A 14,823-nucleotide genomic window follows, 5' to 3' on the forward strand; every position below is an offset into this window, starting at 1 on the left:
GGGCTGATGTCGCACACGTGGAAGTTCACCGACCTCGAGTTCGTGGTGCTCTGGGAGGATTTCGGCGAGGCCGGCGTACCGAGGCCGTTCTCCTTCACCAGCCGTACGCCGTTGATGGACGACTATCTCGTGGAGCAGGACCGGACCCGTGCCGCTTTGCTCGCCTCCTCGACTCCGGCGAGAAAAGAGATGCTCGATGATCTCTACCGCCCGGACATTCGCATCCGTGTGATTTCCTTCGACGGGCGGGATCACACCGACGTGGCGAACAATGTGCGGTTGATGGCGGCACGTCGTGCGGATCGCGGATACCTGGTCACCCAATTGCCGGGGGAAACCGTCGGCCACAGTGGCGGATTCGTCGTCACCGAATGTTCCGCGGTGGAATTGGCCGATGTCGTCGTGCGGGCGCTGCCCGAGGCCGAGCCAGGAAAGCGTGCCGATATCGTGCTGGCCGACGAAACCGAAGACGAGCACTTGGATTACGACTACGGGGCCTCGGCAGTGCGGGATTCGTTCGAGGCATCCGTACACGATCGCTCGGTCGATTTTCTGTCCGCTCCGGCCGAGCGTTTCGGATTCATCGATGTGATCCAGGCACATTCGATCTTCGGTCCGCGCGGCATGACCCGCCATCGCCTGCAATGGCGGGATCTCGAAGACGACGGCCGCTACGTGATCGATGACGGGCATCCTCCGGTCGCGACCGCGGCCGATAAACGGCGACTTGTCACGGTGATCAACGCGCGCATCGCCGAAGTCGTCCGTGCCATCAAAGACGAACGAGGATAGGGGGAGGCCGATGACCGCAACACAGTCGGGGCAGGCGGGTGAATTTCCCACGGAATTCGTGGCCACGTCGGTGGCCGGCTCGATTTCGGTGCGCACCACCGAGATGGGCCTGCCATTGGGTGTCAAAGTGGATTCCGATCAGTTGCGCCGCGATCCGGAAGCACTGGCGGGGGAGATTCTGCGTTTGTGCAAACAGGCGGCGAACCGGGCCGGCCTGGCGCGGCGGGCGCATTTGCAGCAACTGGGATTCACCTCGGAGATGCTGGCTCTGACCGGATTGCCCACCGAACAGCAGGTGGCGCGGCAGGAGATCATCGACGAGCAGGAGTACGACACCGAACCGCAGAGCTGGCTGCGATCCGTCTGAGCGGCAAAAGAATTCGCGAGGTAGTCATGGTCGAAACGATGGACGAGCTCATCGCTCGGGTACAGAATCAGCTCTACCGGCTCACCGATCTCAACGACGCCATGAATGGGATCCGGGTGTCCGAGACTTCGCCCGACGGCGCGGTGACCGCGGAAGTGGACGGTAACGCCGCATTGGTGGGTCTGAGTTTTTCCGGGGCGGTATCGAAGCTTTCACCGGAGGAGTTCGAGAAAACGGTGGTGGACACCGCGCGAGCGGCCGCGCACCGGGCCTTTTCGGAACGCGGTGCACTTATCACCGCATTCAACGAGGAGGCCACCGGGTAGTCACCGGATGTTAACCACGACGCGATCGCAAAATGCGGTCTCGGCTAGGTAAAGTTGAATACGAAACGTCGGGGGATGTTTCGGGATTGGACGATGATCATGAGCCACATTGAAGTAGTCCCGGATGCGCTGCGTGTGTACGGAAGCGAATCGGCGGCCATGGCTGCCGGTGTGGGGGCGATCGCCGCGGCCGATCAAGCCGCGACGGTCGCCGCGGTGGTCCCGGTGTTCGGCCTGATCGGCCAGGAGTTCCTCGTCTCGTACGCCTTCGCGCAGGCCAACCACCTGTCGTCGGTGGCGCAGCTCGCCGCCGTGCACGCGGGTACCGCGGTGACGGCGCATCAGGCCGCCGCCACGTACGAGGGCACGGACACCGCGTCGGGCGCGGCCATCGGAGCTATCCGCACGCAGTCATGACGACGCCAGGAGCCACTCCGCCGCCCGGCGCCGATCCGCTGGATCCGACAGTTCTGGAATTGCTGCGGGGCAGCGCTCTCGCGCCCATGCTGGACATGCCGGTGAACGATGTCCTGCACAGCATGGGTTTACCGCACCTGCCGGAAGTCCCGGCCTTCGTGCAGTTGCCGGACCTGCCACCGCTGCCCGCGATCGATCTCGGCGCGCTCATGCGCCCGCTGACCGAGCTGGCCTCCGCGTTCGGCACCGGGCAACTCGGCGCGCCCGCTCCCGCGCCCGCACAGGCCGGTGCTGCCGCCGCGCCGCCTGCGCCACCGGTCGACCCGACCCAGTTGCTGCAGAACGTGTCCACCGTGATGCAGACCGTGATGCAGGTCGGCTCGTCGCTGGTGCAGACCTTGATGACGGTCTGGCAGGGCATGGCGGCGATGGAGGCCGCGAAGAAGGCCGGTGAGGCGCAGACCGACGCGGACAAGCTGGCCGCGCAGAGCACTCAGGAGAAGTCGGTGCTCGTCAACGCGGCGGGCAGCGTCTTCACGGGCGCGGGCCTGATGTCGGCGGTGGTGGCGAAGTTCTCCACCACCATGGCGTTCGCGCCGCTGCTGGCGGCTTCGCCGGGCGGACAGGGATTCCTGGTCGCCTCCGCGATCGAGGCGATGACCGAGGCACTGGCGATCACCGCCAAGACGAAGGCCGAAATGGTCGGGCACAGCGCGACCATGACGCAGGCCGGGCAGAAGGTTCCGATCACCAACGCGCCGACGGGTGTGAAGTCGGCCGAACAGCTGACCCAGCTGATGAGCATGATCACGCCGCTGATCAGCACGGCGGGCCAGGTGGTTCAGTCGCTGGGGCAGCTGGCGGCGGCGAATCCGTCGCTGCTCGCGCCGAAACCCATCGCGGGCCCTGGCGTGCACGAGGGCACGGGTGAGCCGGGAGAAGGCAACGAAGGCAAAGAGGGTTCGGCCGCGGGCGGTTCCGGTGGAGCCGGCGGTATCGGCAGTGGGATCGGTGCGATCGCCGCGGCCGCCACCCCGCTGAATCCATGGCCGGGAACCCGCGTCGCCGGTGGATCGCTCGGCGGCATCGGCGCCCCGGGAGCTGTCGGTACCGGCACGGGGACGTCGTCCGCGGCGTCCACCGCCGCGACGAGCACCGGCGCGACCGGCACCGGCTACATGCCGATGGGCGCCGGGGCGATGGGCGCGGGCCTGGCCCGCGAGGGTGAATCGACCACCGAGGCGTTGCGCGGCCAGATGGTCACCGGCCAGCACGGCGACGAGGTGGTCGGCCGGATCGAAGGGGTCTCGCTGCCGGTGGTCGGCGCGGCCGACACGACATCGGAACCACCGCCGGATAAGGAACTCACGCTCTGACGCGGGTGCCGAGCAGTACACAGGAGGGTCTCATGAGTGACGCGAGGGGTGACGTGTACGACAGCGTGCAATTCGACGCGGTCACGGCGGGTAAGGCGTCGTCCGGGCTGGACGCGCTCGCCGACCGGTTGGCGGCGGATCTGCGCTCCGCCGAGGAAGCGTTGACCGTCGTCCCCGCGGGCGGCGACGAGGTTTCCGGCCGGGCCGCGCAGACCGCGAACGACGTGGCGTCGTCGTATCTGGCGAGCGCGCAGGCCAGCGTGCACGAGATGCGCAAGCTGGCGGCCACGTTGCGGCTGCACTCGAACCAGTTCGACGGCATGGAATCCGCCAACATCGCGGATTTCGACACCACGGGCGGCCGGTCCGTCTGATCGGCTCCCGCGTCGTCGAGCAACCGAAAGGTCGTCCCCAGCAATGATCGAACCACCGCAGCCAGGTTTCACCGGCGTGGTGTGGACCGCGCGACCGCCCGAGCGGCTCGCGCGCGACCTCACCACGGGGCCGGGCGCCGTGCCGATGGCCGAGGCCGTCACCGCATGGTCGCGCCTGGCCGCGTCGTTCGGCGCCGCTGTGGTCGAGTACGAGAAGGTGCTCGCGGACATGCGCGGCGCCTGGCAGTCGGGGCGCAGCGACGAAGTGATCCACCGGGTGACGACCCTGCGGGACTGGCTGGTCGACGCGGCCGCGGCGGCGGCGGCCAACGCCGCCCGGTTCCAGGCCCAGGTCACCGCGTACGAGATCGCCCGTCTCGCGATGCCGAACACCGCTGACCTCGAAGCCATCCAGCAGGTCCAGCGCACGCTCGAGTCGATGAGCGGGATGCTCGGCGCACCGATCCGGGCGGTCGCGGCGCAGACCGACGCCGACGAGGACATGGCGAAGGCGGTGGCCTCTCGGGTCATGCAGAACTACGAAATGGCCACCGAACCGCTGGCCGTGCCGTGGCAGCACCAGCAGCCGCCCGTGGTGGCGCCGGACCAGGCGCTGACCGCCGAACGCACCGCGTCACCGGCCGAGGTCGCGAAATCGACTGCGGCGCCGTACGGTGCCGTGCCGATCGGGATGGTGCCCGTCCAGGCGATGCCACGGGTGCCCACCGCCTACCGCGCACCGGTGTACGCCCAGTCGGCCGTGACGTCCGAAGTGGTGCCGCGCGCGACGCCGGTACCGACGGTGAGCGCAGGCCAGCCGGCCCCGATCGCTCCAGGCGCCATGGGTTCCGCCGGGGCTGCGCAGGATTCGGCTCGATTTCCTCGCGCGGGCCTCCCGGGAGAAGTGAGCGACCAGATCGGGGCCGACGGCGAAATCCAGGCGGCGCCCGCGGTACTCGGCGGTGCGGAGCCCGCCGCTCGCGCCGTGGCGCCGGCGGAAACCCGGCCGGAGACGGGAGGCGCGCAGTGACGTCACTGACGAACGACGCCTTGCTCGTCGTCGCCGAACGGCTCGGGGTGCAGACGCTGCCGTTGGCGTTGTCGGTGGGACCGCAACAAGATTCGATCGAGGAATACCGTGCCGCCCAGGAACGCGCGGAAGCCGGTTTGGTCGGTGACGGTGTGCTCGACATGGAGGGCGAAGTCGAGCCGGAACTGGCCGGCGCGCTGTTCGTCCTGGCCCAGCCGGATCGCGAGCTGGTCGCCCGCATCTACACCGAAGACGGTTCGCGCCGCCTCTGTTTGGCGCGTCGCGGAGAACAGCACGCGCTCGCCGTGCGCTCGGGCGACAGTTTCGAGGTGGAGTCGATCTGGGCCGACGGCTCGGAGGTGTCGCTGGCTCGTCCGCTGCTGGCGGCGCTCGGGCCGTGCGAGCCCGCCGAGATCGCCGGATTCAGCGCTCCGGCCGCCGAACTGGCCGACCGGCTGGACACGGCCGAAGGCTCCAGCGGATACGCCGACGCGATGTACGCCGTCGGCGTCGGCGAACGCTACGCCGCCGTGCTCGGACTGGCGTTCGGCTCCTGCCGCGCCTACGCCGAAATCGTGGCCTATACCCACCAGGACGGGCTGACCAGCCGGGCGCCCGGCGCGGTGGTGGTGTACGACACCGGCCGGGGGCGCATCGTCGTCGCTCCCACGGTCTCGCCGGATCAGCAGATCTGGTCGACGGTCACGACGGGCACCGACCACCGGGTGACTCAGGCGGTCGCCACATTGCTGGAAGGGCTGCCCGGGGGGAGGTGGCTGCCACCGTAGCTCTCGGGTCGCAAGTAACTCGGTTGCCTCACTGCTCGGTGAGATCGTCCGGATCTCACCACCACAAGTTCTGACGGAAGGATCAACGATATGTCTTACACAACTCTCGGCGACGGCTCGGGGCAGACCTACGGTGTCGAAGAGGGCGGCATCGACAGCGTCGTCAGCCGCATGGAGGATTCGATCTCCACCCTCCGCACCTCGATCAACCAGATCGATGAGTCGGTGCAGGCCGTCGCGCGCGGCTGGCAGGGTGACGCCCACCGCGAATTCAACACCGCGGCCACCGATTGGCACGACGAGGTCACCGCGCTCAACGGCAAGCTCGACCGGCTCTCGCAGGCCGTGACTTCGGGCAAGAACACCATCGTCGGCTCCGACCAGGGCGGTCTGTGACACCTGGACGGTGTTGCCGTCCAACCGGATCGCCATCCTCACGACCAGAAGGAAACACCAATGACGATCAAGTACAACTCGCCCGCCATCACCGAGATGGTCGGTGACCTCAACCAGTACGGCTCCAACATGAAGGCGCAGATCGACGAGCTCAACGGCGCCGCGGCCGCGTTCCGCGAGAACCTGCAGGGTGAGCAGGCGGTCACGAACTTCGACACCGCGCACCGGAACCTGACCACCGAGCTGGAGGACACCCTCCAGAAGCTGGACAACCTCGCCGCCAAGGTGGAGAACGCGCTCGGTCGCGCCATCGAGGCCGACGGCAAGGTCGGCGACGGTTTCGCCGCTTTCTGATCGCGCAGACCGACGGCCGGCTGGAACGGTAAGGGTTCCAGCCGGCCGTTTCGTGTATCCGCCGGTTATCGCGCCGCCAGCGACTCCCCGATGTAGTGCATCTCGTCCGGAGTGGTGACCATGAGCACCGTCGCGCTGCGTGCGGCCGTGCGCACCGTGATCCGGTTGGGCGCCTGTGGATCCTGGACCAGCGTGACGTCCGCGTCGACCGACGTGCCGGGATCGTCCGGCCGCCGCACGTGCACGATCGTCGCGCCGCCGGCGTGTGCGATCGGCGGGATGCCGTCGAAGACCAGCACCGTGGTGCTCGGATAGGGCGCGGCGGGCGGCGGCGGGGGAGCAGGCGGGTGATAGCTCGCGCCCGCGGCTCGTGGCGCGATCGAAAGTACGTGTGGCGCGTTGAGATTCGCCACCATGGTGTGCCACGCCTCGGGCCGGGCGGTGTGCACGATGGCGTGTGCGCCGAGCGCGGTGGCGCGCAGGATCACTTGCTGGGCCAGGTCCAGGTTGCCGATCACCTCGAGGTGCCGGGTGCCGTCGCCGATCAATGGCACCGCGATGCCCTGTCCGCGCTCGTCGGCGCCGATCAGCTGACCGCAACCAGCGGTCGGCACCGCGAACCCGGCGAGCGCGTCCAGGGTGCCGCGATAGGCGATGTCACTGCCCCAGCGGCCCGCGAAACCGATAGGCAAGGTGTCCAGGAGGATTCGCAGCTGGTTGCCGACCAGTTCACGCAGTCCGGGCAGCGGCGGCTGCTCCGGCGGCGCGACGGTGTCGAAGCGGACGATGGCGTTGAGCACCACGGTGTCGGCGAGATCGGCGTGTCGATCATGACGGCTCGCGCCCGGCCGCAAGCGCAACGTCACCGTGGTGGACAGGCTGGGCACCGCCCAGATGTCGGCCAGTCCGCGCGGGCCGATCATGTCGGCCGCGATCTGGTACTGAGTGAGGAATCGTCCTTGGAACTCCAGCGATTTCGGCGATTCGGTGAGCTGGTCGACATCGAAGCCATGGGTGAGCTGGCGCACGGCGGTGTTCATTTCGGTGGCGGTCAGCACCGAGGCGGCGATGTCGTGGGCGGCGAGCCGGTTGGCGACCCGGCGGGTGGCGATGATCGCGGTACGCAGCGCGCCGCTGCTGCCGCCGCCGCGGTTGTCCACCGCCTCGGCGTTGGCCAGCGGATCCATCCGCAGCACGAGCCAGCAGGTGCGGTGCGCGATAGCGGGCAGCGGGCCGAGTATGCGGTCGTAGAGCTGGGCGGCGACACCGGTGCCCGCAGTGCGCGCACCGGTGCTCACCACATCGATGCCGGCCAGGGTCAGATCGAATTGATCCAGGCAGCGGGCGATTTCGGGGAGCGGGAGCAACTGGTCGGTGCTCAGCGAACCGCGATCGAGCAGCGTCAGCGTGTCGGGCGGCGGATCGATCCGGAGCATGGTGAGCAGCAGATCGCCGTCCCAGCGCACGCCGTAACCGCCGCCCTCGGCGAGCGGCACGTCGAGGGCCGGTGCTTGCGCGAGGCGTTCGGCCGGGCGCAGGCCCTGGCGGCGGCGGGCGATCGCGCTGCCGACGCGTTCGGCGGGCGTACGGCCACCGATCGGTGCGAGACCGGCGAGCCCGACCACCGCGCCCGCGGCACACGCGCCCCAGATCGAATCGCTGAGCGCGAGAACAATCCAGGCGACGGCGGCGGCGAGTAACGCGACGGGCACGATCACGCGCAGTGGAAAAATTCGAAACAACCAGAATTCCGGATCCCGCAATGTGTCGTAGGCCGACCGGCGTCGAATTCCCGGCTCCGGCGCATCCGAAATTTCGCTGCCGGTTTGTTCGCCGTTCATCGTCTCGTCCACAGTTGTTTATCCCCTGCCTCGCCCAGCTGCGGCCACCATTGATCGGCTTCGGATTCCATCGGTTCAGGGCCGTCGGAGAATTACGGTACCGTGTCGAAAGAGATGGTGATCGATAGCTCGATGGAGACCACGTGCCTGCACAGCTGACCACCCGCGCCCAGGTGAACGGATATCGATTCCTGTTGCGCAGGCTCGATCACGCACTGGTTCGTCGCGACGTGCGCATGCTGCACGACCCGATGCGTTCCCAGATTCGCTCGCTGCTGGTCGGCGCGGTGCTCGGGGTGCTCGTGGTGGCCGGCGCCGCGATCCTGGCCTTCCTGCGTCCGCAGGGCGCGATCGGCGATGCCCTGATCGTGTCGGGAAAACAGAGCGGCGCGCTGTACGTGGTGGTGCAGCGCGAGGACGGCGGCAAGACCCTGCATCCGGTGCTGAACCTGGCATCGGCGCGGTTGATCACCGGCGCGAATGCCGAGCCGCACGCGGTGAAGGACGACAAGCTGAACGATCTGCCGCGTGGAGCGCTGCTCGGCATTCCGGGAGCGCCGGGCGCGTTGCCCGGTTCCGCGCAGGGCAACGACTCGGAGTGGTCACTGTGCGAGACGATTCCGCTGTCGGAGGGCGGTAGCGCCGCCGCTTCCGCAGGGGCGACGACCACGGTGGTCGCGGGCACGCCCGCGCTCACCGACCGGATCAGGACCGCGGGTCAGGACGAGGCGCTGCTGGTGCGCCGTGACAAGAAGACCTACCTGGTCTACGACGGCAAGCGCGCCGAGGTGGACCCGGCGAATTCGGTGATGAGCAGGGCATTGGAGCTCACCGCGCACCGGCCACGTCCGGTCGGCATCGGATTGCTCGGTGCGACGACGCAGGTGCCCCCGCTGACTCCACCGCAGATCCCGCAGGCTGGCGAGCGGGGTCCCGGCCCGCTGGCGGATATCCCGGTCGGCGGGGTCATCTCGGTGTCCGGCGTGGGACGGGACGGCAATTCCGCGCTGTTTGTCGTGCTCGCCGACGGCGTGCAGCCGGTGTCGCCGTTCACCGCACAGGTGATCAGGTACGCCGATTCGCACGGCATGCGGGAGATCGCGACCGTACCGCCCGACGTGCTGGACCGGGTTCCCGTGGTGCGGCGCTTGCCGATCGACGACTTTCCGGTGCGCAACCCCAAGATCCTGCCCGCCGAGGACGCGCCCGTCACCTGTGTGGCCTGGGCGAAGTCGCCGGGCACCGCTCCGGCGCAGCGCGAGGACGACGCGGGCGACGGCCCCGGCGAACGCGCGACGGTCGGCCTGCTGGTCGGCACTCGTCTGCCGATTCCGGAATCCGCGAAACCCGTCGATCTGTCCACCTCCGACGGCGTCGGCGACCGGGTCGACGCGGTCTACCTGGCGCCGGGCTCGGGGGAGTATGTCCAGGTGACCGGCATGGAGCCGGGTAGCCCGCGCCGGGGCAGCCTGTTCTACGTCGCCGACACCGGTGTGCGCTACGGCATTCCGGATGCCGCCGCCGCGAACGTGCTCGGCTTCGGGAACGCCCCGCGCCTCGCACCTTGGGCGATCATCGGCCAGCTGGTCCCCGGGCCCACGCTGTCCGCGCGCGAAGCGCTGGTAAGTCACGACTCGCTGCCCACGCAATGACGTCCGGCGGACCCGGAGCCGGGTCCGCCGAGGCAGCGGGATTCACCGGCTCGGTTTCAGTCCGTCCAACCGACGTTCAACGAGGTGAGCAGGCCGGAGAGGGCCAGTTTCATATCCGACGCCTCGATGCGCCGCAGCACCGCCTCATCGATGTCGGTCAGATCCAGCGATTCGTCGTTGGCCAACCGGAATTCGCGCTCCTCCTCGGCCGCCTCGATCACGTTGCGGACGAAGCGCCCGTTGCCCGCGAGGTCGACGCCGCGGCGCGGCTGCCCGCTCTGGTCGGTGCTCTGCATCGCGTACAGGCGCTCGCAGGCCTGCACCAGCTGCTCGAGCGCACCCTCGGACAGGTCCGAGTCGCGCTTGCGCGCGATGACCTGGCCGATCCGGCCCAGTTCCTCGGGGGTGTAGGAGGGGAACTGGAGCCGCTTCGAAAAACGCGAGGCCAGGCCGTCGTTGGCGGTGAGCAGCCGGTCGATCTCGCCGTCGTAACCCGCGATGATCACGACGAGGCGATCACGGTCGTTCTCCATGCGCGCCAGCAGCGTGTCCACCGCCTCGCGGCCGAACGCGTCACCGCCCTGCAGGCCGGTCTGGATCAGCGTGTACGCCTCATCGATGAACAGCACGCCGTCCATGGCGGTGTCGATCAGCTTCTCGGTCTTGATCGCGGTGCCGCCGAGATTCTGGCTGACGAAGTCGACGCGCTTGGCCTCGACCACCTTGTCGGTCTTCAACAGGCCGACACCGCAGTAGATCTTGGCGACCACCCGGGCGATGGTCGTCTTACCGGTGCCGGGCGGTCCGGTGAAGGCCAGGTGCTGGCCGCGCGGCTGGCTGGCCAATCCCTTCTCGGCCCGGATCTTCGCCAGCTGCGCGGACGACTGGAGCTTGGCCACCTGGGTTTTCACCGAGGCCAAGCCGATCTGCGAGTCCAGTTCGGCGCGGGCTTCGACGAGGATCTTCTTCGCCCGATCCTGGCTCTCGGCCTGCTCCATCTGCTCCATCGACGGCGAGGACGCCGGGTCCCACTTGTCGGTCCGCGCGTCGATCGCCTCGCGGCTGGTGACGGTGATCCGGTAGGTGCGGTCGCGCATCGCGGCCGCGTTCGCCTCGAAATCCGGCGCCTGCGAGTACACCTTCTCGAACAGCGCCTGGGCTTCCTCCTCGTTGCCCGATTCCCGTAGGCACAGACCGCGGCAGAACATCGCGGTGGAACGAGCGGCCGGGATCGGGCCCGCCTCGGCCTGCTGCATCCGCCGGATCGCTTCGCCGAACAAGCCGAGCTGGGCACAGGCGGTGCCCACCATGACGTGCGCGCCCGCCGCCAGGTACGGGTCCTCCCAGTCCGCCGAACCGGCGAGCACCGCCATCACATCGGGCCAGCGCTGGGTGTTGTAGTGCAGTACGCCACGCACATACGCGCAGATGCGGTTGTCGATCTCGCCTTCGGTGTTGCTGAGCTGACCTTTGCGAAACGTGTCGAGGTCGTCGAGCACCCGCTCGGCCTCGCCGTACTCCTTGTCGGCGATCAGGTGTGCCGCCCAGGCGAGTGTGATCTCGGTGTGGTTGGCCAGCGGATAGTCGATGTACAGGCCGGGCAGGAAGCGGCCCGCGAGCTCACGCGGACGCAGACCGAGCCTGCGTTGCTCGCGATAGAGCGTGCTCGCACTGGTCTTGTGCAGATTGAACAGAACGTCCTTGGTCAGCTCTCCGGCGGCGGCGCGGCCGAGCCAGGCGTCGCACATCGTGGGATCCCACTCCGTGGCGCGTTGAAAAGCGAGTTTTGCATAGTCGAGATCACGTGCGGATTCTTGCCCCTCGATGGACAATCCGAGCGACAGGATTCCGGCATCGAATGCGCGTTGTGCTTGGCGGTTGCCGGTCATTGCTGTCGAACCCCGAAATCTTCGTTTCTCGTAGTAGAGACGTTCATCTGGATACCAGACTACCGATCGCGCGTGGCCCGGTGCGTCCGTTACATTAGGTTCAGCTGCCGGGAGGTCGCAACGCAAGAGTCGTCTGAACGCAAGAGTCGTTTGAACGCAAGAGTCGTCTATGTGTGAGAGTGCTTGACGAGTGGTGAAGTCGTTCACTCAGGACGTGTTCCGTCGAATGCGGTTGTCGGGGCGTGAATCGGTGTTCCGGATGAGGGCGGGGGATGGTTTCCGTTGATCGAGTCGGCGAGCGGTACACGAGCCACCGAGCCGGTATTGAGTCGTGTCTCGGTCATCGGTGGCAACACGCAGGTCGATGTCGGGTTGCCTGCCACCGTGCCGATCGCCACCTTCATCGGCGACCTGGTGGCGCTGATCGAATCGCGCAACCCGGAACGGCCGGAGGCCGAGGACGAGGCGGCGCCGCTGGAGGCGCAGCACTGGACCTTGGCCCGGCTGGGCAGGGAGGCGATCGCGCCGAGCCGCACGCTCACCGAGGCCGAGGTCTACGACGGTGAGCTGCTGGTGCTGCGGTCGGTCGCCGCGAAGGAAGCGCCCGCGCTTTTCGACGACGTCATCGACGCGGTATCACGGCTCACCGCAGAGGAATTCCAGAGCTGGTCCGGTACGGCCGCCCGCTGGATGGGCTCGGTCGTCTCCGCGCTGACCGTGCTCACCGCGCTGGCCGTGCTGGTGGTTTCGCGCGGGAACGGCGATCCGCTCGCGCCCGCACTCGCCCTGCTGGGCAGCGGTGTCGCGGCATTCGTCGCGGCGGGCATCGCGGCGCGCAAGTACACCGACCCGGTCACCGCGACCTGGTTGTCGCTGGACGGACTGCTGCTGCTGTTCGGCGGCGCCGCGCTGATCGTGCCGGGGACGCTCGGCAGTCCCCATCTGCTGCTCGGCAGTTCGGTGCTGCTGGTCGCGGCGCTGCTGGGCTATCGGCTCACCGGCATCGGCGCCACGCTGTTCTCCTGCGCCGCGGCGCTCGCGGTGATCGCTGGTGTCGCCGCGGCGATCTACCTGATCTGGCATCCCGGCCTGCCGAAGCTGTCGGCCGGCCTGCTGGTGGCCGGGATCGCGATCATCTCGGCGGTGCCGCGGCTGGCGGCCGTGCTCGCGCGGCTGCCGATTCCACCGGTGCCGACCGCGGGCGGCGCGATCGACCCGGCCGACCACGAACCGCGACCGACCATCGAGGGCATCGGTGCGATCGGCGCCAGCGCTCTGCCCTCGGCGGCCGGGCTCGGGGAACGGGCTCGCGCGGCCAATCAGTTCCAGTCCGGCTTGATCGCGGCGTGCACCGCGAGCGCCGTCATCGGCGCGTTCGGCGTGGCCGATCCGCTGGGTTCGCAACGCTGGCAGGGCATCACGCTGGCGATCCTGACCGCGATCATCCTCGCGTTGCGCGGCCGCTCGTTCGCCGATCTCGTTCAGGCCGCGACGATGATCGGCGGCGGGTGCGTGACCGCCATCGCCTTGGTCGTCGGGTTGGCCGCGGGCGATACCGCGTACACCCCGCTCGCGGCAGGTGTGCTGCTCGCGTTCGCGATAGGTGTGATCGGCTTCGGGGTGATCGGCCCGCACATCGAGGTCACCCCGGTGACCAGGCGCATGATCGAAATCTTCGAGTACCTGCTGATCGTGGCGGTGATTCCGCTGGTGCTGTGGGTGATGAACATCTACTCGATGGCCCGCAACATATGACCGGCAGCGCCTTCCGCCGGAGAATCATGCGGATGGTCTGCGCCGCAACGGTTGTCGGCGCCGGCATCGGCATGCCGTGGCCGAGTGCGCAGGCGATCGCGCCGCCCGCGATAGATTCCGGCGCGCTCGGCGCCGCACAGGGTTTGAGCGGGCGGCCCGCACCGCTGGAACCGACCGAACAGCGCGCCGTCTGCGCCGAACCCGTGCTCACCGGCAGTCCGCCCAGCGAACCTCCGATGGCGCAGCGGGTGCTCGATCTCCCGTCGGCGTGGCAGTTCAGCCGCGGCGCGGGGCAGAAGGTGGCCGTCATCGACACCGGGGTGAATCCCCATCCGCGGCTGCGCTCCCTGCAACCGGGCGGTGACTTCGTCTCCGACAGCGACGGGACGGTCGACTGCGACGGTCACGGCACCCTGGTCGCCGGAATCATCGCGGCCCAGCCGAGTCCCGGCGACGCCTTCGCCGGTGTCGCGCCCGACGCGGACCTGCTCACCATCCGGCAGCTGAGTCTGGCCTACGAGCCGAAGGACCGCAGCGGCCGGGGCGACCCGCCGGGCAAGATCAGCAGCGACGGCTACGGCAGCGTGCTCACGCTGGCAGCGGCCGTCGTCCGCGCCGTCGACCTCGGCGCGACCGTCATCAACATCTCCGAAGTCGCTTGCACTACAGCAGGTTCGGACACCGCCGACGCCTCGCTGGGCGCGGCGGTGAAGTACGCCTACGAACGGAATGTCGTCGTGGTCGCGGCCGCGGGCAATCTGCAGCCCGACGGCGCGTGCTCGAAACAGAACGAGGGCTCCGGGTGGGGCTCGGTGGTCACGGTCGCGAGCCCGGCCTGGTTCACGCCCTACGTGCTCTCGGTGGGTTCGGTGGACTCGACGGGCCAGGTATCCGAACTCTCGCTGCACGGCCCATGGGTGGCCGTCGCCGCGATCGGCCGCAATATCGTGTCGCTGGACAGCAAGCCCGGTGGCAACGGATTGGTCGACGGCGTCCAGACCACCGAGGGAATCAGGGGTGTGGAGGGCACCAGCTTCGCGGCGCCCTACGTGGCCGGGCTGGCGGCGCTGGTGCGGTCGCGTTTCCCGGAACTCACCGCGCAGCAGGTGATGGACCGCATCATCCGCACCGCCCACGGGCCGGGCACCGGACGCGACGACCGGATCGGGCACGGCCTGATCGATCCGCTCGCGGCGCTGACCGCGCAGCTGCCGGAACAGCCCGTCAGCGCGGGGGCCGACAAGCCACGGGTCGTCGCCGCGCCGGTGATTCCGCCCGGCCCGGACCCGCGGCCGCGCCGGATCGCTGTCATCGGCTCCATCGCCTGTCTGGCCTGTCTGGCCATCGGCGCCGCGGTGGCGATCCCGTTCCGCCGCTCCGGGCAGGACCTGAACGCGGAGTTCGATCCGTAGCGCGGCGAGGCTCCGACCGCTCTCGGACCGCTCTCGGACCGCTCTCGCCGACCG

The 14,823-nt window shown here is 68.7% G+C and carries 15 protein-coding genes; 13 read left to right on the forward strand and 2 right to left on the reverse strand.

The window, feature by feature from the left end; all coding sequences use genetic code 11:
* The first annotated feature begins 6 nt into the window (after positions 1–6).
* The 10 genes from IU450_RS15630 to IU450_RS15675 all read left to right on the forward strand — a co-directional run bounded on the left by IU450_RS15630 (position 7) and on the right by IU450_RS15675 (position 6,220).
* Positions 7–792: an ESX secretion-associated protein EspG gene (locus tag IU450_RS15630; RefSeq protein WP_195150524.1), complete on the forward strand. Its 786-nt coding sequence runs from the start codon at positions 7–9 to the stop codon at positions 790–792.
* Positions 793–802: 10 nt separating this feature from the next.
* A complete protein-coding gene (locus IU450_RS15635) occupies positions 803–1,159 on the forward strand; it encodes a hypothetical protein (protein ID WP_195150525.1) in 357 nt (118 codons plus the stop codon).
* Positions 1,160–1,197: 38 nt separating this feature from the next.
* The gene (locus IU450_RS15640; RefSeq protein WP_228820423.1) at positions 1,198–1,485 is read left to right on the forward strand and encodes a YbaB/EbfC family nucleoid-associated protein; all 288 of its coding nucleotides are present in this window, start codon (positions 1,198–1,200) and stop codon (positions 1,483–1,485) included.
* Between the two features lie 99 nt (positions 1,486–1,584).
* Positions 1,585–1,902: a type VII secretion target gene (locus IU450_RS15645; protein WP_181725608.1), complete on the forward strand. Its 318-nt coding sequence runs from the start codon at positions 1,585–1,587 to the stop codon at positions 1,900–1,902.
* On the forward strand, positions 1,899–3,278 hold the full coding sequence (locus IU450_RS15650; protein ID WP_195150526.1) for a hypothetical protein: 1,380 nt from the start codon (positions 1,899–1,901) through the stop codon (positions 3,276–3,278). The genes IU450_RS15645 and IU450_RS15650 overlap by 4 nt, the downstream gene beginning before the upstream one ends.
* Before the next feature lie 32 nt (positions 3,279–3,310).
* On the forward strand, positions 3,311–3,652 hold the full coding sequence (locus tag IU450_RS15655; protein WP_195150527.1) for a PE family protein: 342 nt from the start codon (positions 3,311–3,313) through the stop codon (positions 3,650–3,652).
* A gap of 43 nt (positions 3,653–3,695) precedes the next feature.
* Positions 3,696–4,682: a PPE domain-containing protein gene (locus IU450_RS15660; RefSeq protein WP_195150528.1), complete on the forward strand. Its 987-nt coding sequence runs from the start codon at positions 3,696–3,698 to the stop codon at positions 4,680–4,682.
* Positions 4,679–5,470, forward strand: a complete 792-nt coding sequence (locus tag IU450_RS15665; protein ID WP_195150529.1) for an ESX secretion-associated protein EspG — start codon at positions 4,679–4,681, stop codon at positions 5,468–5,470. The genes IU450_RS15660 and IU450_RS15665 overlap by 4 nt, the downstream gene beginning before the upstream one ends.
* A gap of 90 nt (positions 5,471–5,560) precedes the next feature.
* Positions 5,561–5,866, forward strand: a complete 306-nt coding sequence (locus tag IU450_RS15670) for a WXG100 family type VII secretion target (RefSeq protein ID WP_043687506.1) — start codon at positions 5,561–5,563, stop codon at positions 5,864–5,866.
* A gap of 60 nt (positions 5,867–5,926) precedes the next feature.
* Positions 5,927–6,220 carry a WXG100 family type VII secretion target gene (locus IU450_RS15675; protein ID WP_043719962.1) on the forward strand — a complete coding sequence of 98 codons (294 nt, stop codon included), beginning with the start codon at positions 5,927–5,929 and terminating at the stop codon, positions 6,218–6,220.
* 65 nt (positions 6,221–6,285) lie between these two features.
* Here the strand turns inward: IU450_RS15675 and eccE are convergent, their stop codons facing one another.
* Entirely contained in the window at positions 6,286–8,061 is a 1,776-nt protein-coding gene (gene eccE, locus IU450_RS15680; RefSeq protein WP_195150530.1) for a type VII secretion protein EccE, read from the reverse strand.
* Positions 8,062–8,204: 143 nt separating this feature from the next.
* Between eccE and eccB the strand changes: the two genes are divergently transcribed.
* A complete protein-coding gene (eccB, locus tag IU450_RS15685; protein ID WP_195150531.1) occupies positions 8,205–9,713 on the forward strand; it encodes a type VII secretion protein EccB in 1,509 nt (502 codons plus the stop codon).
* Positions 9,714–9,769: 56 nt separating this feature from the next.
* On the opposite strand, the gene eccA is transcribed toward eccB, so the two are convergent.
* Positions 9,770–11,602: a type VII secretion AAA-ATPase EccA gene (gene eccA, locus IU450_RS15690; RefSeq protein ID WP_195150532.1), complete on the reverse strand. Its 1,833-nt coding sequence runs from the start codon at positions 11,600–11,602 to the stop codon at positions 9,770–9,772.
* A gap of 324 nt (positions 11,603–11,926) precedes the next feature.
* Here eccA and eccD point away from each other — a divergent pair, with 324 nt between their 5' ends.
* A complete protein-coding gene (gene eccD / locus IU450_RS15695) occupies positions 11,927–13,357 on the forward strand; it encodes a type VII secretion integral membrane protein EccD (RefSeq protein ID WP_228834647.1) in 1,431 nt (476 codons plus the stop codon).
* Between the two features lie 32 nt (positions 13,358–13,389).
* On the forward strand, positions 13,390–14,769 hold the full coding sequence (gene mycP, locus IU450_RS15700; protein ID WP_195150534.1) for a type VII secretion-associated serine protease mycosin: 1,380 nt from the start codon (positions 13,390–13,392) through the stop codon (positions 14,767–14,769).
* Positions 14,770–14,823: the final 54 nt, after the last annotated feature.

This window comes from Nocardia abscessus, from assembly GCF_015477775.1.
GTDB classification, from domain to species: Bacteria; Actinomycetota; Actinomycetes; order Mycobacteriales; family Mycobacteriaceae; genus Nocardia; species Nocardia abscessus_A.